At 69.1% G+C, this 24,642-nt stretch carries 21 protein-coding genes; 6 read left to right on the top strand and 15 right to left on the bottom strand.

Translation table 11 applies throughout. The features are described 5' to 3' along the window. The 6 genes from ACIY1X_RS06810 to ACIY1X_RS06835 all read right to left on the bottom strand — a co-directional run. A partial coding sequence (locus ACIY1X_RS06810; RefSeq protein ID WP_399679230.1) for a FimV family protein occupies positions 1-567 on the bottom strand: 567 nt, incomplete at its 3' end. 229 nt (positions 568-796) lie between these two features. Continuing rightward, on the bottom strand, positions 797-1,930 hold the full coding sequence (gene asd / locus ACIY1X_RS06815) for an aspartate-semialdehyde dehydrogenase (RefSeq protein ID WP_038208404.1): 1,134 nt from the start codon (positions 1,928-1,930) through the stop codon (positions 797-799). 252 nt (positions 1,931-2,182) lie between these two features. Next, complete coding sequence (gene leuB / locus ACIY1X_RS06820) at positions 2,183-3,253, bottom strand: 3-isopropylmalate dehydrogenase (protein WP_038208407.1); 1,071 nt, start codon at positions 3,251-3,253, stop codon at positions 2,183-2,185. A gap of 37 nt (positions 3,254-3,290) precedes the next feature. Then, the gene (gene leuD, locus ACIY1X_RS06825) at positions 3,291-3,941 is read right to left on the bottom strand and encodes a 3-isopropylmalate dehydratase small subunit (RefSeq protein ID WP_038208410.1); all 651 of its coding nucleotides are present in this window, start codon (positions 3,939-3,941) and stop codon (positions 3,291-3,293) included. Between the two features lie 20 nt (positions 3,942-3,961). Next, entirely contained in the window at positions 3,962-5,383 is a 1,422-nt protein-coding gene (gene leuC / locus ACIY1X_RS06830) for a 3-isopropylmalate dehydratase large subunit (protein ID WP_038208426.1), read from the bottom strand. 43 nt (positions 5,384-5,426) lie between these two features. Further along, a complete protein-coding gene (locus ACIY1X_RS06835; protein ID WP_038208429.1) occupies positions 5,427-6,374 on the bottom strand; it encodes a LysR substrate-binding domain-containing protein in 948 nt (315 codons plus the stop codon). 208 nt (positions 6,375-6,582) lie between these two features. On the opposite strand from ACIY1X_RS06835, the gene ACIY1X_RS06840 reads away from it, so the two are divergent. Next, positions 6,583-10,620, top strand: a complete 4,038-nt coding sequence (locus ACIY1X_RS06840; protein ID WP_399679234.1) for an autotransporter outer membrane beta-barrel domain-containing protein — start codon at positions 6,583-6,585, stop codon at positions 10,618-10,620. A gap of 145 nt (positions 10,621-10,765) precedes the next feature. On the opposite strand, the gene ACIY1X_RS06845 is transcribed toward ACIY1X_RS06840, so the two are convergent. From ACIY1X_RS06845 to ACIY1X_RS06875, 7 genes are all read right to left on the bottom strand, one after another. Continuing rightward, positions 10,766-12,076, bottom strand: coding sequence for a citrate synthase (locus ACIY1X_RS06845; RefSeq protein ID WP_038208433.1), 1,311 nt, complete (start codon positions 12,074-12,076; stop codon positions 10,766-10,768). After that, positions 12,073-12,441: a succinate dehydrogenase assembly factor 2 gene (locus ACIY1X_RS06850; RefSeq protein WP_051953454.1), complete on the bottom strand. Its 369-nt coding sequence runs from the start codon at positions 12,439-12,441 to the stop codon at positions 12,073-12,075. Before ACIY1X_RS06850 ends, ACIY1X_RS06845 begins: the two co-directional genes overlap by 4 nt. A gap of 25 nt (positions 12,442-12,466) precedes the next feature. Further along, complete coding sequence (locus tag ACIY1X_RS06855; protein ID WP_038208447.1) at positions 12,467-13,168, bottom strand: succinate dehydrogenase iron-sulfur subunit; 702 nt, start codon at positions 13,166-13,168, stop codon at positions 12,467-12,469. 16 nt (positions 13,169-13,184) lie between these two features. Next, the gene (gene sdhA, locus ACIY1X_RS06860) at positions 13,185-14,993 is read right to left on the bottom strand and encodes a succinate dehydrogenase flavoprotein subunit (RefSeq protein ID WP_399679241.1); all 1,809 of its coding nucleotides are present in this window, start codon (positions 14,991-14,993) and stop codon (positions 13,185-13,187) included. A gap of 3 nt (positions 14,994-14,996) precedes the next feature. Next, positions 14,997-15,362 carry a succinate dehydrogenase, hydrophobic membrane anchor protein gene (gene sdhD, locus ACIY1X_RS06865; protein WP_038208452.1) on the bottom strand — a complete coding sequence of 122 codons (366 nt, stop codon included), beginning with the start codon at positions 15,360-15,362 and terminating at the stop codon, positions 14,997-14,999. Positions 15,363-15,379: 17 nt separating this feature from the next. Further along, positions 15,380-15,823, bottom strand: a complete 444-nt coding sequence (gene sdhC, locus ACIY1X_RS06870; protein WP_038208454.1) for a succinate dehydrogenase, cytochrome b556 subunit — start codon at positions 15,821-15,823, stop codon at positions 15,380-15,382. A 201-nt stretch (positions 15,824-16,024) separates the two neighbouring features. Then, entirely contained in the window at positions 16,025-16,780 is a 756-nt protein-coding gene (locus tag ACIY1X_RS06875) for a GntR family transcriptional regulator (protein ID WP_399679243.1), read from the bottom strand. A 179-nt stretch (positions 16,781-16,959) separates the two neighbouring features. On the opposite strand from ACIY1X_RS06875, the gene ACIY1X_RS06880 reads away from it, so the two are divergent. From ACIY1X_RS06880 to acnB, 5 genes are all read left to right on the top strand, one after another. Continuing rightward, the gene (locus ACIY1X_RS06880) at positions 16,960-17,946 is read left to right on the top strand and encodes a malate dehydrogenase (RefSeq protein WP_038208459.1); all 987 of its coding nucleotides are present in this window, start codon (positions 16,960-16,962) and stop codon (positions 17,944-17,946) included. Positions 17,947-17,968: 22 nt separating this feature from the next. Beyond that, positions 17,969-18,748 carry a trans-aconitate 2-methyltransferase gene (gene tam / locus ACIY1X_RS06885; RefSeq protein WP_038208504.1) on the top strand — a complete coding sequence of 260 codons (780 nt, stop codon included), beginning with the start codon at positions 17,969-17,971 and terminating at the stop codon, positions 18,746-18,748. Then, positions 18,745-19,752 (top strand): HpcH/HpaI aldolase/citrate lyase family protein, encoded by a 1,008-nt coding sequence (locus tag ACIY1X_RS06890; RefSeq protein WP_399679245.1) that lies wholly within the window; start codon positions 18,745-18,747, stop codon positions 19,750-19,752. Before tam ends, ACIY1X_RS06890 begins: the two co-directional genes overlap by 4 nt. 17 nt (positions 19,753-19,769) lie before the next feature. Further along, positions 19,770-20,357: a hypothetical protein gene (locus ACIY1X_RS06895; protein ID WP_051953456.1), complete on the top strand. Its 588-nt coding sequence runs from the start codon at positions 19,770-19,772 to the stop codon at positions 20,355-20,357. 79 nt (positions 20,358-20,436) lie between these two features. Next, on the top strand, positions 20,437-23,028 hold the full coding sequence (gene acnB, locus ACIY1X_RS06900; protein ID WP_399679247.1) for a bifunctional aconitate hydratase 2/2-methylisocitrate dehydratase: 2,592 nt from the start codon (positions 20,437-20,439) through the stop codon (positions 23,026-23,028). Between the two features lie 102 nt (positions 23,029-23,130). Here the strand turns inward: acnB and ACIY1X_RS06905 are convergent, their stop codons facing one another. Next, positions 23,131-23,991: an EamA family transporter gene (locus ACIY1X_RS06905; RefSeq protein WP_399679250.1), complete on the bottom strand. Its 861-nt coding sequence runs from the start codon at positions 23,989-23,991 to the stop codon at positions 23,131-23,133. Further along, positions 23,988-24,602, bottom strand: coding sequence for a nitroreductase family protein (locus tag ACIY1X_RS06910; RefSeq protein WP_399679253.1), 615 nt, complete (start codon positions 24,600-24,602; stop codon positions 23,988-23,990). Before ACIY1X_RS06910 ends, ACIY1X_RS06905 begins: the two co-directional genes overlap by 4 nt. Positions 24,603-24,642 lie beyond the last annotated feature (40 nt).

A 24,642-nucleotide genomic window follows, 5' to 3' on the forward strand; every position in this document is an offset into this window, starting at 1 on the left:
GGGCGCGGGCGCCTGTGCCGGCGCGGACGCGGCAGCCTGCGCGGCGCGGGCGCGGCGCGCGGCGCTTTCGTCGGGCGCCGTGCTGCGGGCCGCCCGCGGCGCCGGCGCGATTTGGGGACCGGCGGGAGCCACCGGCTCGGCCTGCGCCTGGCGGGTGACCGGCGGGTCCAGCAGCAGGGTGTAGTCCCGCACGATGCGGCCGCTGGCCCAGTTCGCCTCCAGCAGCAGGTCGACGAAGGGCTCGTTCAGCGGGCGCGAGCCGGTCAGCCGCACCACGTAGCGGCCGTCGGCACGGCGCTGCAGGGCGGAGCGCACGTTGGCGAGCGCCTCGTTGTAGGCGACGCCCGCGGCCTGGAAGGCCTCGCGCGAGGCCAGGCCGACCTGCAGGCCCTCCGCCTCGGCAGCGCTGATCTCGGTGACGTCGATCTCGGCGCGCAGCGGCTCGCCGAGCGCCGACTGCACGTTCAGCCGGCCCAGGGCCAGGGCATGGGCGTCGATGCTCGCGCCGCCCAGCGCAGCCGCCGCGGCAGCGGCCAGCAGCGACATCTGCCAGCGCGCGGCAAACAAGGAAATCGGGCGGTCTGCCGGGGCGGCAGTCGCGGGCAACGGATGTCTTGTCATGCTGGGAAGGGGCAGAACGCCCAAAATGTAAGAGGACGTTAACATCATCCCGACGGGAATGACAAGGAAAACGGCCCATTTGAACCAGTGCGCACCAACTTCGGCACGTTCCGGCCGTTGTCAGCGTGCAACGCGGGGGCGCTGAGGCCCCCGGTGGCTGGTCAGGGGGGCGGCGTCAGGCCGCCAGCAGGATGCGCAGCATGCGGCGCAGCGGTTCGGCCGCGCCCCAGAGGAGCTGGTCGCCGACGGTGAAGGCGCCGACGTACTCCGGCCCCATCGCCAGCTTGCGGATGCGGCCGACCGGAATGGTCATGGTGCCGGTCACCGCCACCGGCGTCAGGTCCTTCATGGTCGCCTCGCGGGTGTTGGGCACGACCTTCACCCAGTCGTTGTCGGTGGCGATCATGGCTTCGATGTCGGCCAGCGGCACGTCCTTCCTGAGCTTGAAGGTCAAGGCCTGGCTGTGGCAGCGCATGGCGCCCACGCGCACGCAGAAGCCGTCGACCGGGATGGCGGGCGTGCCGAAGCCCTCGCCCAGGCCCATGATCTTGTTGGTCTCGGCCATGCCCTTCCATTCTTCCTTGGACACGCCGTTGCCCAGGTCCTTGTCGATCCAGGGGATCAGCGAGCCGCCCAGCGGCACGCCGAAGTTGGCCACCTCGTGGCCCGACAGGGCGCGCTGCTTGCCGATCACCTTGCGGTCGATCTCGAGGATGGCGCTCTTCGGGTCGTCCAGCAGCGCCTTGACCTCGCCGTAGAGGGTGCCGTACTGCGTCAGCAGCTCGCGCATGTGCTGCGCGCCGCCGCCGCTGGCGGCCTGGTAGGTCTGGGTGCTCATCCACTCGACCAGGCCGGCCTTGTAGAGCGCGCCCACGCCCATCAGCATGCAGCTCACGGTGCAGTTGCCGCCGATCCAGTTGGTGCCGCCCTTGGCCAGGGCGTTCTTGATGACGGGCATGTTCACCGGATCGAGCACGATGACCGCGTCGTCCTTCATGCGCAGGGTGGAGGCCGCGTCGATCCAGTGGCCCTTCCAGCCGGCGGCGCGCAGCTTGGGGAAGACCTCGGTGGTGTAGTCGCCGCCCTGGGCGGTGATGACGATCTCGCAGCGCTTGAGCTGCTCGATGTCGAAGGCGTCCTGCAGCTTGGTCTCGTTCTTCGCCATCGCGGGCGCCTGGCCGCCGGCATTGGAGGTGGAGAAGAACAGGGGTTCGATCAGGTCGAAGTCCTTCTCGGCGGCCATGCGGTCCATCAGGACGGAACCGACCATGCCGCGCCAGCCGACAAGGCCTACCAACTTGCTGCTCATTTCAATGCCCTTTCAGTGTCAATCAGTCAGAAAAAGAAGACTTCAGACCGCGCCGAAGGGGCTGTCCGCCTGGCTCGTCCGTGGGCCAGGGGAAGGCGCGCGCGACGAACCAGGCTGGGTCAGCCCTGAATGGTCGTCGTGGTTTTGGCGGAGGATGCGCGCGCGCCCGTGCCGGCCGGGGCGGCAGGCAGGAGGTTCAGGACGAACGGGCGGGCGGCAGTCATAGCGCCCTCGATTGTAGCGGAAGGGCCCTCAGCCCAGCGCCTTGAGCACCGCGTCGCCCATTTCGCGGGTGCCGACGCGGGTGGTGCCCTCGCTGTGGATGTCGGGCGTGCGCAGCCCCTGCGCCAGCACCTTCTTCACCGCGTTCTCGATGCGCTGGGCGGCCTCTTCCTGGTTGAGCGAGAAGCGCAGCATCATCGCCGCGCTGAGGATGGTGGCCAGCGGGTTGGCCACACCCTGGCCGGCGATGTCGGGCGCGCTGCCGTGGCTGGGCTCGTACAGGCCCTGATTGCTGCTGTTCAGGCTGGCCGAGGGCAGCATGCCGATGGAGCCGGTGAGCATGGCCGCCTCGTCGCTGAGGATGTCGCCGAACATGTTGCCGGTGACGACCACGTCGAACTTCTTCGGCGCCTTCACCAGCTGCATGGCCGCGTTGTCGACGTACATGTGCTCCAGCTCGACGTCCGGGTAGTCCTTGTGCACATCTGTCACCACGTCCTTCCAGAACTGGAAGGTCTCCAGCACGTTGGCCTTGTCGACGCTGGTGACGCGCTTGCTGCGCTTGCGGGCCGCCTCGAAGGCGACGCGGGCGATGCGCTCGATCTCGGGCCTGGAATAGCGCATGGTGTCGAAGGCTTCCTCGGCGCCGGGGAAGTGGCCGTCGGCGGCGGTGCGCCGGCCGCGCGGCTGGCCGAAGTAGATGTCGCCGGTCAGCTCGCGGATGATGAGGATGTCCAGGCCCGCCACCAGTTCGGGCTTGAGGCTGGAGGCGTGGGTGAGCTGCTCGTAGCAGATGGCCGGGCGGAAGTTGGCGAACAGGCCCAGGTGCTTGCGCAGGCCCAGGATGGCCTGCTCGGGGCGCAGCGGGCGGTCGAGCTTGTCGTACTTCCAGTCGCCCACGGCGCCGAAGAGCACGGCATCGGCTTCCTTGGCCAGCTTGAGGGTGGATTCGGGCAGCGGGTGGCCGTGCGCCTCGTAGGCGGCGCCGCCCACGAGGGCGCTTTCCATCTCGAACTTCAGGCCGAGTGCGTCGAGCACGCGCACGGCTTCCGCGACGATTTCTGTGCCGATGCCGTCACCGGGCAGGACTGCGATTTTCATGGTCGTTGTGGATGGCGTTGGGAAAAAGGGGGAGGGCTCAGCTCACCATCTGGTGGGCGAGCCAGGGCTTGGCGGCAAGGCGCTCGGCCTCGTAGGCCTTGATCTTGTCCTTGTGGCGCAGCGTCAGGCCGATGTCGTCCAGGCCATTCATCAGGCAGTAGCGGCGGAAGGGCTGGACCTCGAAGGCGATCTCCTCGCCGTCCGGCTTGACGACCACCTGACGGTCCAGATCGATGGTCAGCTCGTAGCCGGGGAAGGCCGCCACCTCGTCGAACAGCTTCGCCACCGTGGCCTCGGGCAGCACGATGGGCAGCAGGCCGTTCTTGAAGCTGTTGTTGAAGAAGATGTCGGCGAAGCTGGGCGCGATGATCGAGCGGAAGCCGTACTGGTCCAGCGCCCAGGGCGCGTGCTCGCGGCTGGAGCCGCAGCCGAAGTTCCTGCGCGCCAGCAGGATCGAGGCGCCCTGGTAGCGCGGCTGGTTGAGCACGAAGTCGGGGTTGGGCTTGCGGCTGGCCGGGTCCATGCCCGGCTCGCCGTGGTCGAGGTAGCGCCATTCGTCGAACAGGTTGGGGCCGAAGCCGGTCTTGCGGATGGACTTGAGGAATTGCTTCGGGATGATCGCGTCGGTGTCGACGTTCTCGCGGTCCATCGGGGCGACGAGGCCCTTGTGCACGGTGAATTTCTGCATGGTCGTTCTTTCTTCCCGCCTCAGGCGATGGTGCGCACGTCGATGAAGTGGCCGTTGATGGCCGCCGCCGCCGCCATCGCGGGGCTGACGAGGTGGGTGCGCCCGCCGGCGCCCTGGCGGCCTTCGAAGTTGCGGTTGCTGGTGCTGGCGCAGCGCTCGCCGGGCTCCAGCCGGTCGGCGTTCATCGCCAGGCACATGGAGCAGCCGGGCTCGCGCCACTCGAAGCCGGCGGCCTTGAAGATCTCGTGCAGGCCTTCGCGCTCGGCCTGCTCCTTCACCAGGCCCGAGCCGGGCACCACCATGGCGAGCTTGACGTTCTTCGCCACCTTCTGGCCCAGCTTCTTCACCACGGCGGCGGCCTCGCGCATGTCCTCGATGCGGCTGTTGGTGCAGCTTCCGATGAACACCTTGTCGACGAAGATGTCGTTCATCGCCTTGTTGGGCTCCAGGCCCATGTAGGTGAGCGCGCGCTCGATGGCGCCGCGCTTGCTGGCGTCCTTCTCCTTGTCGGGGTCCGGCACGCGGGCATCGATGGGCAGCACCATCTCGGGCGAGGTGCCCCAGGTCACCTGCGGCTTGATGTCGGCGGCGTTCAGTTCGACCACGGTGTCGAACTTCGCGTCCGGGTCGGAGTGCAGCGTCTTCCAGTAGGCGACGGCCTGGTCCCACTCCACGCCGGTGGGCGCCAGCGGGCGGTTCTTCACGTAGTCGATGGTCTTCTGGTCCACCGCCACCAGGCCCGCGCGCGCGCCGGCCTCGATGGCCATGTTGCACACCGTCATGCGGCCTTCCATGCTGAGGTCGCGGATGGCGGAGCCGCCGAACTCGATGGTGTAGCCCGTGCCACCGGCGGTGCCGATGCGGCCGATGATGGCCAGCACGATGTCCTTGGCGGTGCAGCCCAAAGGCAGCTTGCCCTCCACCTTGACCAGCATGTTCTTCGCCTTCTTGGCCAGCAGCGTCTGCGTGGCCATGACGTGCTCGACCTCGCTGGTGCCGATACCGTGCGCCAGCGCGCCGAAGGCGCCGTGGGTGCTGGTGTGGCTGTCGCCGCACACCACCGTCATGCCCGGCAGCGTGGCGCCGTTCTCGGGGCCGATCACGTGCACGATGCCCTGGCGCTTGCTCAGGAAGGGGAAGAAGGCCGCCGCGCCGAACTCGTGGATGTTGGTGTCCAGCGTGGTGACCTGCTCCTTGCTGATCGGGTCGGCGATGCCGTCGTAGCCGCGCTCCCAGCCGGTGGTGGGCGTGTTGTGGTCGGCGGTGGCCACCACCGAACTGACGCGCCACAGCTTGCGGCCCGCCTCGCGCAGGCCCTCGAAGGCCTGCGGGCTGGTCACTTCGTGCACCAGGTGGCGGTCGATGTAGAGCACGGCGGTGCCGTCCTCCTCGGTGTGGACGACGTGTTCGTCCCAGAGCTTGTCGTAGAGCGTGCGTGCCATGGTCGGTGTTGTCTTCGTGGGGAAAGGTGAAAAAGAGGGTCGGTCAGGCGGCGAGGGCCTCGGGCGCTGCCGCCTCCGGCGCGCGCAGGTGGTTGACCAGCGTGCGCGCCGCCACCGGCAGGGTGGAGAAGTCGCGCGCCACCAGGCGGATCTCGCGCTGCGCCCAGGCGTCTGTGAGCGGCACGCTCACGAGCCGCTGGCCGATGCCGCCGCGCATCAGTTCGAAGGCCCGTTGCGGCATCACGCCGATGCCCAGGCCGTTGTCGATCATGCGGCACATCGCGTCCAGCCCGGTGACGTGGATGCGCAGCCGCACGCTGCGCCCGGCGGCCAGCGCCGCCTGGTGCATGGCCACGTAGATCGAGCTGTTGGTGTGCAGGCCGACGTGGTCGAAGTCCAGCGAGGCCGCGAAGTCCAGTTGCGGCGCCGAGGCCAGCGGGTGGCCCAGGGGCAGCACCAGCGCCAGGCGGTCGCTGCGGTAGGGCAGGGTCTGCAGGGCATCGGCGTCTGCGGGCACGTGGCAGATGCCCAGGTCGGCCGCGCCCTCCTGCACCGCGCGCACCACCTCGCTGGACAGGTGCTCCTCCAGGTCGATCTTGATGGCCTCGTGCGCGCGCGCGAAGGCGCCCAGGTCTTCCGGCAGGAACTGCACGATCGCCGAGATGTTGGCGTGCACCCGCACGTGGCCGCGCACGCCATCGGCGTATTCGGACAGCTCGCCCTGCATCTTCTCCAGGCTGTAGAGCATGGCGCGGGCATGGTGCAGCAGGCTTTCGCCGGCCGGCGTGAGGTCGACGCCGCGCGCGTGGCGGTACAGCAGGGCGGTGCCCAGGGTGGCCTCCAGGTCCGACAGCCGCTTGCTGATGGCGGAAGCCGCGATGAACTCGCGCTCGGCGGCGCGGCCGATGCTCCCCAGCTCGCACACGGCCACGAACAGCTGCAGCGACGTGAGGTCGATGCGGCGCGCGAAGCTGCGTTCTGATGTGCTCATGGGGCGGTGGGGAAGTCATCGCGTTTTGCGATGAGATGACCATTTTCCCCCTGTTTTTGACCCGTATCCATCGCGGTACGCGATGGCATCGTTGCCGGGCGGCGACGGGGCGCGGGCGGCCGCCCGGTGATGCCCTACAGGAGGAGGAGCGCGTCGGCGCTCATGACTACTCTTTATGTAATTGAATCATTCTGTTGCAAATATTAAATTGGCCCCCTTTTTCGTTGGGGTCGGCGGGATGAACCGTGCTTATCGCATTGTCTGGAATGGAGCCCTGGGTGTCTGGCAGGCCGTGTCGGAACTTGTCGCGTCGCATGCGGGGCGTGCAACGACGGGCGGGCGCCGCAGGACGAAGCGGCTTGCGGCGGCGGTGTGCCTGTTCGCGTTGGCAGGTGTATCCGGCATAGCTTGGGCGCAGGCCAGCGGCGGGACTGCATTTGTCGAGGGCGGTGGCACGGGCGGCCGGGGCGGCGCGGGCAATGGCAGCGGCGGAGTTGGCGGTGGTGTCGGCGAGTTCCCCGGCCTCGATGGGCTGCCTCCGTCGGGTGGCAATGGAGGAAACGGCCGCGACGGAGCTGCCGGGCCCGGCGGAACAGGCGGCGCAGTCGGAGCAACCAGCGTGACCGGCTCGGTCACCGGCGGCTCGGGAACCGATGGCGCTCCTGATCCGGATCCGGTCTACGGCGCGGGTGGCGGTGGCGGGGGCGGTGCTGCCGTGTACACCTCCGACGCTGGCATCAACATGGGAGGAGGCACCACCCTGCAGGGCGGCCATGGCGGTGCCGGCGGCAGCGGGCGCCTGTCCGGCGGCGGCGGCGGTGGCGGCGCGGGCCTGCAATCCGTGGCGGCCGGCGTCACCCTGAACAACGCGGGCCAGACGATCGGCGGCAACGGTGGCGCGGGTGCCGTCGGCCAGTGGGCCGGCGGCGGCGGTGGGGGCGGAGACGGCATCGTGCTGCAAGGCGGGAGCGCCACTGTCGTCAACACCGGCACGGCCACCGGCGGGAACGGCGGGAATGGCGCCGTGGCCACTATCGGCAGCATGGTCGGCGGCGGCGGCGAAGGCGGTGCCGGCCTGGCGCTGGAGTCCAGTGGCAATTCGGTGCTCAACACCGGGGCACTGGTGGGGGGCGCGGGCGGTGCCGGCGGAAACAACACTGCCAACGGCATCGGAGGCGCAGGCCTGCGCATTCGCGGCAATGCGAACAGCATCGTCAACAGCGGCACCCTGACAGGCGGCGTGGGCGGCGACAGCGTCACGCGCGGCGACGCGGTGCGGATCACCGGCAACGACAACCAGCTCGAATTGCGCGCCGGCTCCTCGATCACCGGCCTGCTGAGGGTGACTTCCGGCACCGGCAACGTGCTGAGGCTGGCCGGCGACACGACCGACGGCACCACTTCGCTCGGCGCCGCCACCTACAGCGGCTTCGCGCGCTACGAAAAGACGGGCGCCAGCACCTGGACGCTGACCGGCACCACCACCGAGTCGACGCCATGGACCGTGCGCGGCGGCGCGCTTTCCATTGCCGACGACGGCGCGCTCGGCAACTCGGGCGGCGCGCTCACGCTCGACGGGGGCACGCTGAACGTCTCCGGCGACACCACGGCGACGCGCACCGTCTCGCTCGGCTCGGGCGGCGGCACCTTCGACGTGAACCTGATCCGCACGCTGACGCTGAATGGCGAAGTCTCGGGCGGCGGGACGCTGCAGAAGACCGGCCAGGGCACGCTGGTGCTGGGTGCGGCCAACGCGTACACGGGCGGCACTTCGGTGGCCGCCGGCAGCCTGCAGGCGCTGGCGACCGGCGCACTCGGCAGCGGGCCGGTGTCGGTGGCCGGCAACGCCTCGCTGATCTTCGGCAGCAAGGCCGACGCGAGCGGACTGACGATCACCGCCGCCGCGCGGGGCCCCCTGCTCACGGACAACGCCGGCTTCGTGCAGTTCCGCGACAGCAGCTCGGCGGGCAATGCCCACCTCGTCATGAACCAGGATGCGTCGGCCGAGTTCAGGGACAACGCCTCCGCCGGCAATGCCGTCATCGAGAACCGCGGCGGGCTGACCAACATCTGGTTCAGCGCAACGGCGGGCAATGCGCGCATCACCAACTTCTCGGGCGGCCAGGTCAACCTGCTGGACGACGCCAGCGCGGGCCAGGCGACCTTCGTCAACGAAAGCGGCGGCCTGATCGACATCTTCGACCGCGCGAGCGCCGACCAGGCCACCGTGGTCAACAACGCGGGCGGGCGCCTGCGCATCCGCTCGCTGACCGCGGCGGGGATCTCCATCGGCTCGCTGTCCGGCGCGGGCGATGTGATCCTCGGCGCCAAGGCCCTGACCACGGGCGGGCTGAACGCCAGCACCGAAGTCTCGGGCGTGATCTCCGGCGCCGGCGGTTCGCTGGTGAAGGTGGGTGCCGGCACGCTCACGCTCTCGGGCGCGAACACCTACACCGGCGGCACTGCGCTGCGCCAGGGGCGCCTGAACCTCGGCCACAGCCAGGCGCTGGGCACAGGCACGCTGTCGATGGACGACGACACGACGCTGGGTTTCAGCGTCGACGGGCTCACGATCGCCAACGCGATCCAGCTCACGGGCAGCACCGATCCGGTCATCGACACCGGCGCGTTCGACGCGACCCTGAGCGGGGCGATCAGCGGCGGCGGTTTCATCACGAAGGAGGGCGTCGGCACGCTGACCCTGTCCGGCGCCAACAATTACACCGGCGCCACCCATGTCGCGCAGGGCACGCTCAAGGCGGGTGCCGCCAACACCCTCAGCGCGGCGTCCGCGCACAGCGTGGCTTCGGGCGCCACGCTCGACCTGGCCGGGTTCAGCCAGAGCGTCGCTTCGCTGGCCAACGGCGGCACCGTCTCGCTCGTGGGCGCGACCGGGGGCGCCACGCTGACGGTGACGGGCGCGTACGTCGGCAGCAACGGCGTGCTCAGGCTCGGCACCGTGCTCAACGGCACGGGCCCGTCCGACCGCCTGGTGCTCGACGGCGCCGCCGCAGCCGCCAGCGGCAGGACGACGGTGCAGATCACCAATCTGGGCGGCCTGGGCGCGCTCACCAGCGGCAACGGCATCGAGGTGATCACGGCGAGGAACGGCGCCACCACGACGGCACAGACCACCCAGGACGCGTTCAGCCTGGCCAACGGCCACGTGGATGCCGGCGCCTACGAGTACCGCCTGTACGCCGCCGATGCCAATGGTTCCGGCGAGAACTGGTACCTGCGTTCGAGCACCACGGCGGCCCCTGCCGCGCCGGTGGTCACCTATCGCGCCGAGGCCCCGCTCTACGCCGCGCTGGCAGGCCAATTGCGCCAGGGCAACCTCGCGATGCTGGGTGACCTGCGCAAGCGCGTGGGCGACGACGACGTCGACGGCGCCGCCGCCATGCCGGGTGCTTCGGATCGCCGCGCCTGGGCGCGCGTGCTCTCCACCGACATCGATGTCCGGCAGGGCGGCGCGGTCGCGCCGGGCAGCAAGGGCCGCCTCACCGGCTTCCAGGCCGGCACCGACCTGCTGGCCATGCCGAACCGGCGTGCGGGCATCTACGTCGGCCAGCTCGACGGCGACGTCAGCGTGCGGGGTTTTGCCAGCGGCATCCAGAACCTGGCCGTGGGCCGCAACGACCTGCGCAGCCAGTACTTGGGCGTGTACGGCACCTACACCGCCGACAGCGGCTTCTATGCCGATGCGGTGGTGCAGTCGGGCCGCCACCGCTACACGGTCGAGCCCCTGGCGAGCCACGGCAGCGGCGGCAAGGGCAACAGCCTGCTGGGCTCCATCGAAGTGGGGCAGTCCTTCGCGCTGGGCGGCAGCGGCTGGCGCATCGAGCCGCAGCTGCAGCTGATCCATCACCACATGGACCTGGACAACGCTGCCATCGTCGGCGCCGTCGTCCAGCCGCGAGCCGACAGCGGCTGGATCGTCCGTGCGGGCGTGCGGGTCAAGGGCCGCGTCGACACGGGCGTCGGCGCGCTCCAGCCGTACGGCCGCTTCAACGTCTACAGGACTTCCAGCGGCGCGGACGTCGCGCGCTTCGTGAACGGCGCCACCGCCACCGACATCCTGGCGCCCACGGGCGGCACGAGCACCGAGCTCGCGGGCGGCTTCACGCTGGCCCTGGGCGGGTCGACGAGCCTGTACGGCGAGATCGGCAAGCTCTGGGCGAGCGGGGGCAACGCCAAGGTCCGGAGCTCGGTGAACGGCTCGATCGGCATGCGCGTGAAGTGGTGAAGGGCGATGGCGGTCAGCCCGCCGGAACCGGATGCCGCCTTTGGTCGCCTTCTCCTTGTCCTGCGGATTCGAGGAGACGGCGATCTGCAGGCAAAAAAAAGCTGCCCGAGGGCAGCTTCTTTCATGGCTGGGCGGATGACGCGGATCAGCGGGCCGAGATCGGCTTCACGTCGCGCTTCGGCGAGCCTTCGAACAGCTGGCGCGGGCGGCCGATCTTGTATTCCGGGTCGCCGATCATCTCGTTGAGCTGGGCGATCCAGCCCACCGTGCGGGCCAGCGCGAAGACGGCGGTGAACAGGCTGACCGGAATGCCGATGGCGCGCTGCACGATGCCCGAGTAGAAGTCCACGTTCGGGTAGAGCTTGCGCGAGACGAAGTACTCGTCTTCCAGGGCGATCTTCTCCAGCTGCTTGGCCAGGGCGAACAGCGGGTCCTTCTCCAGGCCCAGCTCGGTCAGCACCTCGTTGCAGGTCTCCTGCATCAGCTTGGCGCGCGGATCGTAGTTCTTGTAGACACGATGACCGAAGCCCATCAGCTTGACGTTGGAGTTCTTGTCCTTGACCTTCTTGATGAACTCGCCGATCTTCTCCACGCCGCCTTCCTTCTGGATGTCGTAGAGCATGTTCAGCGCCGCCTCGTTGGCGCCGCCGTGGGCGGGGCCCCAGAGGCACGCCACGCCGGCCGCGATGGCGGCGAAGGGGTTGGTGCCGGAGGAGCCGCACAGGCGCACGGTGGAGGTGGAGGCGTTCTGCTCGTGGTCGGCGTGCAGGATGAAGATGCGGTCCAGCGCGCGTTCGAGCACCGGGCTGACCTTGTACTCCTCGCACGGCGTGGCGAACATCATGTGCAGGAAGTTGCCCGCGTAGCTCAGGTCGTTGCGCGGGTAGATGTACGGCTGGCCGACGTTGTACTTGTAGGCCATCGCCACCAGCGTCGGCATCTTGGCGATCAGGCGGATCGCGGCGATGTCGCGGTGCTCGGGATTGTTGATGTCCGTGCTGTCGTGATAGAAGGCCGACAGCGCGCCCACCAGGCCGGTCATGATGGCCATCGGGTGCGCATCGCGGCGGAAGCCGCGCAGGAAGAACTGCATCTGCTCGTTGACCATGGTGTGGTTGGTCACGAGCCTGGTGAACTTCTCCTTCTCGGCGGTGTTGGGCAGCTCGCCGTTGAGCAGCAGGTAGCAGGTCTCCAGGTAGTCGCAGTTCGTCGCCAGCTGCTCGATGGGGTAGCCGCGGTACAGCAGCTCGCCCTTGTCGCCGTCGATGTAGGTGATGCTCGACTGGCACGACGCGGTCGACATGAAGCCCGGGTCGTAGGTGAACATGCCCGTCTGCGCATAGAGCTTGCGGATGTCGATCACGTCCGGGCCGAGCGTGCCCTTGTAGATCGGTAGCTCGACGCTCTGCCCGCCGTTGCTGAAGGACAGGGTGGCCTTGTTGTCGGATGCTTTCATGTCGACTTTCTCTCGATGGGTTGATTGGAACGCGAGGGAGAGGGGAGGGAAGAAGAGGAGGCCGGCAGCTGCGCGCCTTCGGCGCGCATCGACCCGAGCAGTGCCGTCACGTCGGCCCCGGCCCATCCGGGCTCGGGCTCCTTTCTGGCGAGCAGCAGGTCGAGCAGGTCGTTGTCCGACAGGTCCATCAGCACCTCCATCGCGCGTGCCTGCCTCACGGTCAAGCGAGATTCATGCCGCTCGAAGAAGCGGGCGATGAAGAGGTCGTTCTCCAGCAGGCCGCGCCGGCAGCGCCACTTCAGCAACGCGGCCGCGCGTGCGTCCAGCAGCGCGTCGTCGTCGGGGGCGGGGCGGGTGTCCTGCATGGCACGGCGGTGGGCTTGGAGGGGGTCAGACGGCCCGGCGGACCATCAGTTCCTTGATCTTGCCGATGGCCCGCGTGGGGTTCAGGTGCTTGGGGCACACATCCACACAGTTCATGATGGAATGGCAGCGGAACAGGCGGTACGGGTCTTCCAGGTTGTCCAGGCGGTCGCCGGTGGCCTCGTCGCGGCTGTCGGCGATGAAGCGGTAGGCCTGCAGCAGGCCGGCCGGGCCGACGAACTTGTCGGGGTTCCACCAGAAGCTCGGGCAGCTCGTGGAGCAGCTCGCGCACAGGATGCACTCGTACAGGCCGTTGAGCTCCTCGCGCTCCTCGGGCGACTGCAGGCGCTCCTTCTCGGGCGCGGGCGTGTCGTTGACGAGGTAGGGCCTGATCGAGTGGTACTGCTTGAAGAACTGCGTCATGTCCACGATCAGGTCGCGGATGACGGGCAGGCCCGGCAGCGGCTTCAGGACGATCGGGTCCTTCAGCGTGTTCATGTTGGTCAGGCACGCCAGGCCGTTCTTGCCGTTGATGTTCATCGCGTCCGAGCCGCACACGCCCTCGCGGCAGGAGCGGCGGAACGAGATGGACGGATCCTGCGCCTTGAGCTTGACCAGGGCGTCCAGCAGCATGCGCTCGTGGCCGTCGAGCTCGATCTCGACGGTCTGCATGTAGGGCTTGGCGTCCTTTTCCGGGTCGTAGCGGTAGATCTTGAAAGTGCGCTTCATCGTGGTGGAACCTTGTTCAGAACGTGCGGACCTTGGGCGGGACGGAGTCCACCGTCAGCGGCTTGAGGTTGACGGGCTTGTAGCTCAGGCGGTTGCCTTCGCTGTGCCACAGCGTGTGCTTGAGCCAGTCCTTGTCGTTGCGGCCCAGCGGGCAGTCGGGGTCGTCCGCCGGACGCTCGTAGTCGTCGACCGTGTGCGCGCCGCGGCATTCGTGGCGGGCGGCGGCCGAGGTCATGGTCGCCTGGGCCACCTCGATCAGGTTGTCGACCTCCAGCGCCTCCATGCGGGCGGTGTTCCACACCAGCGACTTGTCCTGCAGGGCGACGCCGGCCACGCGCTCGCGGATCGCGTTGACCTTGGTGACGCCCTCGTCCATGCTGGCCTGCGTGCGGAACACGCCGGCGTGCTGCTGCATGGTGCCGCGGATGTCGCCCGCGATGTCCTGTGCGTACTCGCCGCCGGTCGATGCCTGCAGCTGGTTCAGGCGCGCCAGCGTGCGGTCGGCGCCGTCGGCCGGCAGCGGCTTGTGCTCGCCGCTGCCCTTGACGAAGTCGACGATGTGCTTGCCCGCCGACTTGCCGAACACCAGCAGGTCCAGCAGCGAGTTGGTGCCCAGGCGGTTGGCGCCGTGCACCGACACGCAGGAGCATTCGCCCACCGCGTACAGGCCGTTGACGACCTGGCTGTTCACGTCGCCGTTCTGCACCACCACCTGGCCGTTGATGTTGGTCGGGATGCCGCCCATCTGGTAGTGGATGGTCGGCACCACCGGGATCGGCTCCTTGGTGATGTCGACGTTGGCGAAGTTGTGGCCGATCTCTTCCACCGAGGGCAGGCGCTTGCGGATGGTGTCGGCGCCCAGGTGGTCGAGCTTCATCAGGATGTAGTCCTTGTTCGGACCGCAGCCCCGGCCTTCCTTGATCTCCTGGTCCATCGAGCGCGAGACGAAGTCGCGCGGCGCCAGGTCCTTCAGGGTGGGCGCGTAGCGCTCCATGAAGCGCTCGCCGTTGCTGTTGAGCAGGATCGCGCCTTCGCCGCGGCAGCCTTCGGTGAGCAGCACGCCCGCGCCGGCCACGCCGGTGGGGTGGAACTGCCAGAACTCCATGTCCTGCAGCGGGATGCCGGCGCGCGCTGCCATGCCCAGGCCGTCGCCGGTGTTGATGAAGGCGTTGGTGCTGGCCGCGAAGATGCGGCCGGCGCCGCCGGTGGCCAGCAGCACGGCCTTGGCCTGCAGCACGTACAGCTCGCCGGTCTCCAGCTCGATCGCGGTCACGCCGACCACGTCGCCGTCGGCGTCGCGGATCAGGTCCAGCGCCATCCACTCGACGAAGAAGTTGGTCTTGGACTTGACGTTCTGCTGGTACAGCGTGTGCAGCATCGCGTGGCCGGTGCGGTCGGCCGCGGCGCAGGCGCGCTGCACGGGCTTCTCGCCGTAGTTGGCGGTGTGGCCTCCGAAGGGGCGCTGGTAGATGGTGCCGTCGGGGTTGCGGTCGAAGGGCATCCCGAAGTGCTCCAGCTCGATCACCACGTTCGGCGCCTCGCGGCACATGAACTCGATCGCGTCCTGGTCACCCAGCCAGTCCGAACCCTTGATGGTGTCGTAGAAGTGGTAGTGCCAGTTGTCCTCGGACATGTTGCCCAGCGATGCCGACACGCCGCCCTGCGCCGCCACCGTGTGCGAGCGGGTGGGGAAGACCTTGGACAGGCAGGCCACGTTCAGGCCGGCGCGCGAGAGTTCGAGCGAGGCGCGCATGCCGGAGCCGCCGGCGCCGACGATGACGACGTCGAACTTGCGCTTGTTGATCTTTTCCTTGGTGTACGTCACGGCTCAAACCCTCCAGAGCACTTGAATGGCCCAACCCGCGCAACCCACAAGCCAGACGATGGTGAAGATCTGCAGCGCCAGGCGGATGCCGACCGGCTGGACGTAGTCCATCCACACGTCGCGCATGCCCACCCAGGCGTGCCACAGCAGCGAGGCGATCACCACGAAGGTGAGGACCTTCATCCACTGCGAGGCGAAGATGCCCGCCCACTTGTCGTAGCCGATCGGGCCGCCGCCGATGAGCAGCTGGGCGAGCACGATGAGGGTGAAGAGGGCCATCACCAGCCCGGTTACGCGCTGCGAGAGCCAGTCCCGAAGACCGTAGTGCGCGCCGACGACGGTGCGCTTGGAGCCGTAGTTCACTGCCATGATGAAGTGCTCCCCGATCAGTACACGCCGAACAGCTTGGCGCCCAGCACCACCGTCAGCAGCAGGCTGACCGTGAGCACCGCGAGGGCGGAGCTCTTGCCGAATTCCTTGCTCACCGCGTCGTGGCTCACGTCCATCCACAGGTGGCGCAGGCCGGCGCAGAAGTGGTGCAGGTAGGCCCAGATCAGCGCCAGCGCCACCAGCTTGAGGAACCAGCCCGGAACGAAAGCAAGGCCGCTGTTGAAGGCGGCCTTGAAGCGTGCGAACGAGATCTCGGAGGACACGGAGGTGTCGAACATCCAGATGATGAAGGGCATCAGCAGGAACATCAGCACGCCGCTGACGCGATGCAGGATCGACACGAAGCCCGCAGGGGGGAGCCGGTAGCCGGTGAGATCGCTGAAGACGTTGATGTTGCGGAATTCGCGGCGTGGCCGCGAGGATGTTGCAAGCTCTGTCATGGGGAGGCTTTCGTTGTTTGTTCGATGAAGGCTGCTTGTGCTGGCGGGGCGAATATGCAAACAGTCGAAAATTCTATTGCAATGCACCATGACGCACGCGCTGCGCCGGGCTCATCGCACCAATGTGCTCGGGTGCTATCCATTCAATAGCGTGAGATGCAGGCGCGGATGGCGCTGCGGGCTTTTCGCCGTGCGGTGCATTCATCCCAGCTCGTTGCGATAGTGGTGCGTGTCGGTGCGGTACAGGCCGCGGCGCCATTCCATCGGCGCGTCGTTGTAGGTGTGCGCGACGCGCTCCACGCTCAGCAGGGGCGTGGCCGTCGTGACCTCCAGCAGCCGGGCCTGCTGGGCGTCGGGCAGCACCGCGCGGATCTTCTCCTCGGCGCGCACCATGCGCACGCCGAATTCCGTCTCGAACAGCGAATACATCGGGCCGTGCCACGCATCCAGCCGTTCGGCCGTGAGGCCCTTGAAGGGGCCGCCGGGCAGCCACAGGTCTTCCAGGATGGTGGGCGTGCCGGCGTAGGCCAGCACGCGGCGCACCTGCAGCACCGGGTCGCCGGTGCGCAGGCCCAGCGCGCGGGCCACCTCCGCGCTGGCGCGCAGCCGGCGGCAGTCGACGATGGTGCGCTCGGCAGGCCCTTCCTGCGCCGGCGTGCCGTTGTCGGGCACCAGCTTGAGGAAGCGGTACTGCACGTGCTGCTCGGCATGGGTGGCGACGAAGGTGCCCTTGCCCTGGCGCCGCACCACCAGGTTGTCGGCCGCCAGTTCGTCGATCGCCTTGCGCACCGTGCCCTGGCTGACGCGAAAGCGCGTCGCCAAGTCCATCTCGCTGGGGATCGGCTCGCCCGGCTTCCACTCGCCCGCCTCCAGGCGCTGCAGGATCAGCGACTTGATCTGCTGATACAGCGGACTGAAGGACGGGGCGGCCGGCTCGGCGGCAAGGGGGTCGGACATGGTCGTGTGGGGCGGCGCGGCGGCCGCAAGGCCAGGGGTCAATCTTATATAAGACATAAGACAAGCGCTATGGTTTCGGCCTAGAATGCCCAGTTCGGATGCGCAGCCCCGCGCGCGCGTCCCCCGTGCCCCTGGCGGCGCGGCCTCGCGCCTTCATTCTTCATTCCTGGAGTCTTCCCATGAGCAAAAAGCCCGTCCGCGTTGCCGTCACCGGTGCCGCAGGCCAAATCGGTTACGCCCTCCTGTTCCGCATCGCCTCCGGCGAGATGCTCGGCAAGGACCAGCCGGTCATCCTGCAACTGCTGGAGATCCCGGACGAGAAGGCGCAGAAGGCCCTCAAGGGCGTGATCATGGAGCTGGAAGATTGCGCCTTCCCGCTGCTGGACGGCATCGTCGCCACCGGCGACCCGGAAGTGGCCTTCAAGGACGCCGACTACGCCCTGCTGGTGGGTGCCCGTCCGCGCGGCCCCGGCATGGAGCGTGCCGACCTGCTGGCCGCCAACGCCCAGATCTTCACCGCGCAGGGCAAGGCGCTGGACAAGGTCGCCAGCCGCAACGTCAAGGTGCTGGTGGTCGGCAACCCCGCCAACACCAACGCCTACATCGCCATGAAGAGCGCGCCCAGCCTGCCGCGCGAGAACTTCACCGCGATGCTGCGCCTGGACCACAACCGCGCCGCCAGCCAGATCGCCGCCAAGACCGGCGGCAAGGTCGGCGAGATCGAGAAGCTCACCGTCTGGGGCAACCACTCGCCCACCATGTACGCCGACTACCGTTTCGCCACCATCGGCGGCAAGTCGGTCAAGGACGCCATCAACGACCAGGTCTGGAACGCCGAGGTGTTCCTGCCCACCGTGGGCAAGCGCGGCGCCGCCATCATCGACGCGCGCGGCCTGTCGTCGGCCGCCTCGGCCGCCAACGCCGCCATCGACCACATGCGCGACTGGGCCCTGGGCACCAACGGCAAGTGGGTCACCATGGGCGTGCCCTCCAACGGCGAGTACGGCATCCCCAAGGACGTGATCTTCGGCTTCCCGGTCACCACCGAGAACGGCAAGTACAAGATCGTCGAGGGCCTGGAGATCGACGCGTTCAGCCAGGAGCGCATCGACAAGACCCTGGCCGAGCTGCAGGGCGAGCAGGACGGCGTCAAGCACCTGCTCTGATCGGCACCCGAGGCCGGCGCTCATGGTGGACTGGGATCCCACGCTCTACCGTCGCTACGAGGACGAGCGCACCCGTCCCGCGGCGGAGTTGCTGGCGCGCGTGCCGCTCGCGCAGGCGGCACGCGTGGTCGACCTGGGCTGCGGCCCGGGCAACTCCACCGCGCTGCTGGCCGAGCGCTTTCCGGGCGCGCAGGTGTTGGGCATCGACAGTTCCGAACCCATGCTCGCCGAGGCGCGCGAGCGCCTGCCGCAGGCCCGCTTCGAGCAGGCCGACATCGCGGCATGGGCGCCCGAAGGCCCGGCGCCGGACCTGATCTACGCCAACGCCGCCCTGCAATGGGTGCCCGATCACGAAAGGCTGGTGCCCCGGCTGTTCGAGTTGCTGGCACCCGGCGGCGTGCTCGCCATCCAGATGCCCGACAACCGCCAGGAACCCACCCACCGGCTCATGCGCGAGCTGGCCGGCCGTGCGCCCTGGGCGGCGCACATCGGCGACGCCGACCGGGTCCGCACCGAGCTGCTGCCCATCGGCGGCTACTACGACCTGCTCGCACCGCGCGCAGCGGCCGTGGACGTCTGGCACACCGTCTACCAGCACCCCCTGGCCTCGGCCGCGGCCATCGTCGAGTGGGTGCGCGGCACCGGGTTGCGTCCCTTCGTCGATCCGCTGCCGCCTGAATTGAAGAAGAGCTACCTGGCCGAGTACGAGCGCGGCGTCGAGGCCGCCTACGCCCCGCGCGCGGACGGCCGGCGGCTGCTGGCATTCCCCCGCATGTTCATCGTGGCGCGGAGGCCCGCATGAGCGTTGCCCATCCCGCCGAAGTCCTGCTCGGCGCACAGGCCGGCGCCGTCGCGCTGCCGGTGTGCGACCACTATTCCGGCGTCGAGGCGCGCATGCGCAAGAGCCTGGCGCTGCAGGCCGAGATGGCGGCCGAGTTCGGCGCCTGCGTGTTCGACGTGACGCTCGATTGCGAGGACGGCGCCCCCGTAGGCGGCGAGGCCGAGCATGCCGCGCTGGTGACCGAGCTGGCGCTGGCCGCCGCGCCCGACATGCGCGTCGCCGCCCGCGTGCACCCGGTCGACCACGCCGCCTTCCAGGCCGACGTGGCCACCATCGCCGGCGGGGCCGGGCACCGCCTGTGCCACCTGATGGTGCCCAAGGTCGAGTCCGTGGCCGACGTGCAGGCGGCCGTCGCCGCCGTGGACGCGGCCGGCGCCGCGGCGCTGCCGCTGCACGTGCTGATCGAGTCGCCGCTGGCGGTGCGCAATGCCTTCGACATCGCCGCCCACCCGCGCGTGCAGTCGTTGAGCTTCGGGCTGATGGATTTCGTCTCGGCGCACGGCGGCGCCATCCCGGCCGACGGCATGGGCGTGCAGGGCCAGTTCAGCCACCCGCTGGTGGTGCGCGCCAAGCTGGAGATCGCCTCGGCCGCGCATGCCCACGGCAAGGTGCCCTCGCACTGCGTGGTCACCGAGTTCGGTGATGCGCAGGCGATGCGCACCGCCGCCCGGCGCGCGGCGAACGAGTTCGGCTACACGCGCATGTGGAGCATCCACCCGGGCCAGATCCGTCCCATCCTGGAAGCCTTCGCGCCGGGAGAGGAACAGATTCACATGGCTACAAAAATCATCGCCGCGGCCGCCCAGGCCGAGTGGGCCCCGGTCAGTTTTGATGGCACATTGCACGACCGCGCGAGCTACCGGCATTTCTGGCAGGTGCTGGCGCGTGCGCATGCCACGGGGCGTGCGCTTCCCGCCGAGGCGCAGGCCTGGTTCACCCCGGGCGGCACCGGCTCCACCCACTGATCCACGTACACCACTCCATGAAGACCCCCGCACTCCTGGCCGCCCTGGCCCTGGCCCTGACCACCGGCGTGGCCGCCCAGGCCGCCGACACCACCAAGCCGCCCCTGAAGGAGCGGGCCAAGACCACCGTCAAGAAGGCGACGCAGAAGGTCGTGCCCAAGCGCGTCATCAAGAAGGTGGAGGAGAAGCAGCCCATCGCCGTGGACGACGGCCCCTACGCCGACCTGACCGAGGCTGACCTCAAGGTGGCCGAACAGGTCTTCACCGGCGCGGTGGACTGCGAACTGGGCGCCAACGTGAAGATCGAGCCGGACCCGAAGAAGACCGGCTACTTCCGCCTCATCCACGCCGGCGTCAACTACCGCATGCACCCGGTGGAAAGCCGCACCGGCGCGGTGCGCCTGGAGGATGCCCAGCGCGGTGCCCTGTGGCTGCAGCTGGGCAACAAGTCCATGCTGATGAGCCAGAAGCAGGGCCAGCGCCTGGCCGACGAGTGCAAGGTCGCCAGCCAGGCCGCCTTCGCCGAAGAGATGAAGAAGAACCCGCCCCCTTCGCTGCTCGGCGACGTCGACACGACGACGAGCAAGTCGCCCAAGGGCAAATAGAACCCTCACCCCACGGGCGCGGCGCGCGCCTTGCTTGAACGCCGCCGCCGCCCCTCGATGATCGTCTGGAGAAAAGAAGATGCTGCAAGCCTACCGTGACCATGCTGCCGAGCGCGCCGCGCTGGGCATCCCGCCGCTGCCCCTCGACGCCAAGCAGGTCGCCGAACTGATCGAACTGATCAAGAACCCGCCCGCCGGCGAGGACGCCTTCCTGCTGGACCTGCTGACGCACCGCGTGCCGCCGGGCGTGGACGACGCGGCCAAGGTCAAGGCCAGCTTCCTGGCGGCCGTGGCGCACGGCGACATCCAGGTGGGCCTGATCTCCAAGGCGAAGGCCACCGAGCTGCTGGGCACCATGGTGGGCGGCTACAACGTGCATCCGCTGATCGAGCTGCTGGACGACGCCGAGGTCGCCGGCGTGGCCGCCGAGGCGCTGAAGAAGACGCTCCTGATGTTCGACTTCTTCAACGACGTCGCGGCCAAGGCCAAGGCCGGCAACGCCAAGGCCAGGGAAGTGATGCAGTCGTGGGCCGACGCCGAGTGGTTCACCTCGCGCCCCGAAGTCCAGAAGAAGATCACCGTCACCGTGTTCAAGGTGCCCGGCGAGACCAACACCGACGACCTCTCGCCCGCGCCCGACGCCTGGAGCCGCCCGGACATCCCGCTGCACTACCTGGCGATGCTCAAGAACACCCGTCCCGACGCGGCCTTCAAGCCCGAGGAGGACGGCAAGCGCGGCCCCATCCAGTTCATCGAGGACCTGAAGAAGAAGGGCCACCTGGTGGCCTACGTGGGCGACGTGGTGGGCACCGGCTCCTCGCGCAAGTCCGCCACCAACAGCGTGATCTGGGCCACCGGCGCCGACATCCCCTTCGTGCCGAACAAGCGCTTCGGCGGCGTCACGCTGGGCGGCAAGATCGCGCCGATCTTCTTCAACACGCAGGAGGACTCCGGCTCGCTGCCGATCGAGGTGGACGTGTCGAAGATGGAGATGGGCGACGTGCTCGACATCTTCCCGTACGAAGGCCGCATCGAGAAGAACGGCGAGAAGATCGCCGACTTCGCGCTCAAGAGCGACGTGCTGCTCGACGAGGTGCGCGCCGGCGGGCGCATCAACCTGATCATCGGCCGCTCGCTCACGGCCAAGGCGCGCGAGGCCCTGGGCCTGCCCGCCTCCACGGCCTTCCGGCTGCCGCAGGCGCCGGCCGAATCCAGGGCCGGTTTCACGCTGGCGCAGAAGATGGTCGGCCGCGCCTGCGGCCTGCCCGAAGGCCAGGGCATCCGTCCCGGCACCTACTGCGAGCCGCGCATGACCACCGTGGGCAGCCAGGACACCACCGGCCCCATGACCCGCGACGAGCTGAAGGACCTGGCCTGCCTGGGCTTCTCCGCCGACATGGTGATGCAGTCCTTCTGCCACACGGCCGCCTACCCCAAGCCGGTGGACGTGAAGACCCACCGCGAGCTGCCGGCCTTCATCAGCAACCGCGGCGGCGTGGCCCTGCGCCCGGGCGACGGCGTGATCCACTCGTGGCTCAACCGCCTGCTGTTGCCCGACACGGTGGGCACCGGCGGCGACTCGCACACCCGCTTCCCGATCGGCATCTCCTTCCCCGCCGGCTCGGGCCTGGTGGCCTTCGGCGCGGCCACCGGCGTGATGCCGCTGGACATGCCCGAATCCGTGCTGGTGCGCTTCAAGGGCGAACTGCAGCCCGGCGTGACGCTGCGCGACCTGGTGCATGCGATTCCGCTGTACGCCATCAAGGCCGGCCTGCTGACGGTGGCCAAGGCCGGCAAGAAGAACATCTTCTCCGGCCGCATCCTCGAGATCGAGGGCCTGCCCGACCTGAAGGTGGAGCAGGCGTTCGAGCTGTCGGACGCCTCGGCCGAGCGCTCGGCCGCCGGCTGCACGATCAAGCTCAACCCCGAGCCGATCAAGGAGTACCTCACCAGCAACGTCGTGCTGATGAAGAACATGATCGCCGACGGCTACCAGGACGCCAAGACGCTGCAGCGCCGCATCGAGAAGGTCGAGGCCTGGCTCGCCAAGCCCGAGCTGCTCGAGGCCGACAAGGACGCCGAGTACGCCGCCGTGATCGAGATCGACCTGGCCGACATCCGGGAGCCGATCGTCTGCTGCCCCAACGACCCGGACGACGCCAAGTTCCTGTCCGAGGTGGCCGGCACGAAGATCGACGAGGCCTTCATCGGCAGCTGCATGACCAACATCGGCCACTTCCGCGCGGCTGCCAAGCTGCTGGGCGGCCAGCGCGACATCCCGGTCAAGCTGTGGGTGGCGCCGCCCACCAAGATGGACCAGAACGAGCTGATCAAGGAAGGCCACTACGCCGCCTTCGGTACCGCCGGCGCGCGCACCGAGATGCCCGGCTGCTCGCTGTGCATGGGCAACCAGGCGCAGGTGCACGAGGGCGCGACGGTGATCTCCACCAGCACCCGCAACTTCCCCAACCGGCTGGGCAAGAACACCAACGTGTTCCTGGGCTCGGCCGAGCTGGCCGCCATCGCCTCGCGCCTGGGCCGGCTGCCCAGCAAGGAGGAGTACCTCAAGGAGATGGGCGTCATCGACGCCGACAAGGCCAGCGTGTACCGCTACATGAACTTCGACCAGATCGAGGAGTACGCGGACGTGGCCAAGGGCGTGGCGGCCTGACGGCTGCCTGATCCGCGGGCCGCATCGACGGCTCGTCGGAACCCCCGCCGGGCGGAAGTCCGGCGGGGGTTCCGTCTTTCCGGGACGTCTGGCGGCCCGCTCTCAGCCCCGCCCCGCGCCGTTGGCGCGCTGCCCGAGCCAGATGCTGCCGATGACCAGCAGCACGCCGGCGGCCTGCGCCACGCTCAGCGCCTGGTTCAGGAACACCCAGCCGAGCAGCACGGCCGTCGTCGGGCTGAGGAAGCCCAGCAGCGACACGGCGGCCGGGTCGATCCGCGAGATGCCGCGGAACATGAGGAAGCAGGTCAGGGCCGCGCCGATCAGCCCGAGCCAGGCCAGGCCGAACAGGTTGCCCGCCGTGGGCACCGGGATGGCCGGATCGAGCGCCCAGGCCACGGGGATCAGCAGGAGCCCGCCGGCGGTCAACTGCCAGGCCGTGAAGGTCAGCAGCGACACCGGCGGCTGCCACTTGCGGGTCAGCACGGTGCCGAAGGCCATCGAGACGGCGCCGGCCAGGCCGGCCGCCACACCCACTGCATCCAGCGACGCCCGCGGCGTCAGCACCAGCAGCGCGACGCCCGCCAGCCCGAGCGCCGCGGCGAGGACGGCCGGCCACCGGAGCCTGCTGCCCAGCAGGGCGGCGGCGATGAAGACGACGATCAGCGGCTGCACCGCCCCGACCGTGGCCGCGACGCCCCCCGGCAGGCGGTAGGCCGAGATGAACAGCATGCTCCAGAAGACCGAGAAGTTGAGTGCGCCGAGCACGAAGACGCGCGGCCACCAGCGCCCTGCCGGAAGCTGGCGCACGATCAGGAGCAGCAGCAGGCCGGCGGGCAGGGCCCGCAGCAGCGCCACCGTCATCGGCGGGAAGTCCGGCAGGAACTCGGTGGTGACGATGTAGGTGCTGCCCCAGATGGCGGGCGCGATCGCCGTCAGCAGCAGGTCGGACGTGCGCGTCTTCATGCCATGTCCAGCACCTCGGCCAGTGGCCGCCGGGGTTTCTGGGGCCAGTTGCCTGGCGCGGCGCGGCCGACGGCGACGAGCATCACCGGCACCTCGTCGCGGGCCAGCCCGAACTTGTGCGCGACGCCGCCGGCGTCGAAGCCCGTCATCGGCCCGCAGGCCAGGCCCAGCGCCTGCGCCGCGAGCATCAGCGTCGCCGCGCCCAGGGTCGCGGAGCGGACCGCCTCGTCCTGCGCCGCGCGCGGATCGCCGTACTGCCCGGCCGCCGCCGCCTGCCAGGCCGAGGGCATGTCGGGCGGCATGAACCCGGCCTCGATGGACGGCCGCAGCCGCGCGGGCAGGGCGCCCGCGTCGGGCCGCACGCCGCAGACGATGAAGGTCGCCGCCGCCGCTTCCACCTTGGGCTGGTTCCAGGCCAGCCTGCGCAGGCTGGCCTTCCCCTCGGGCGAGCGCACGGCGATGAAGCGCCAGTTCTGCAGGTGGTAGGCGGTGGGCGCGCGCACGGCCAGATGCACCAGGCGCTCGATCTCACCGTCGGAAAGCCGGTGCGAGGCGTCGAACAGGTTGGCGGAGAAGCGCTGCTCGATGAGCGCGATGGTGGGGTGGGTCATGCCTGCCATTCCTGACGATGAGTTGTCGGAACGGAGGTTA

The sequence above is a fragment of the Xenophilus sp. genome, assembly GCF_044462705.1.
GTDB classification, from domain to species: domain Bacteria; phylum Pseudomonadota; class Gammaproteobacteria; order Burkholderiales; family Burkholderiaceae_C; genus Xenophilus; species Xenophilus azovorans.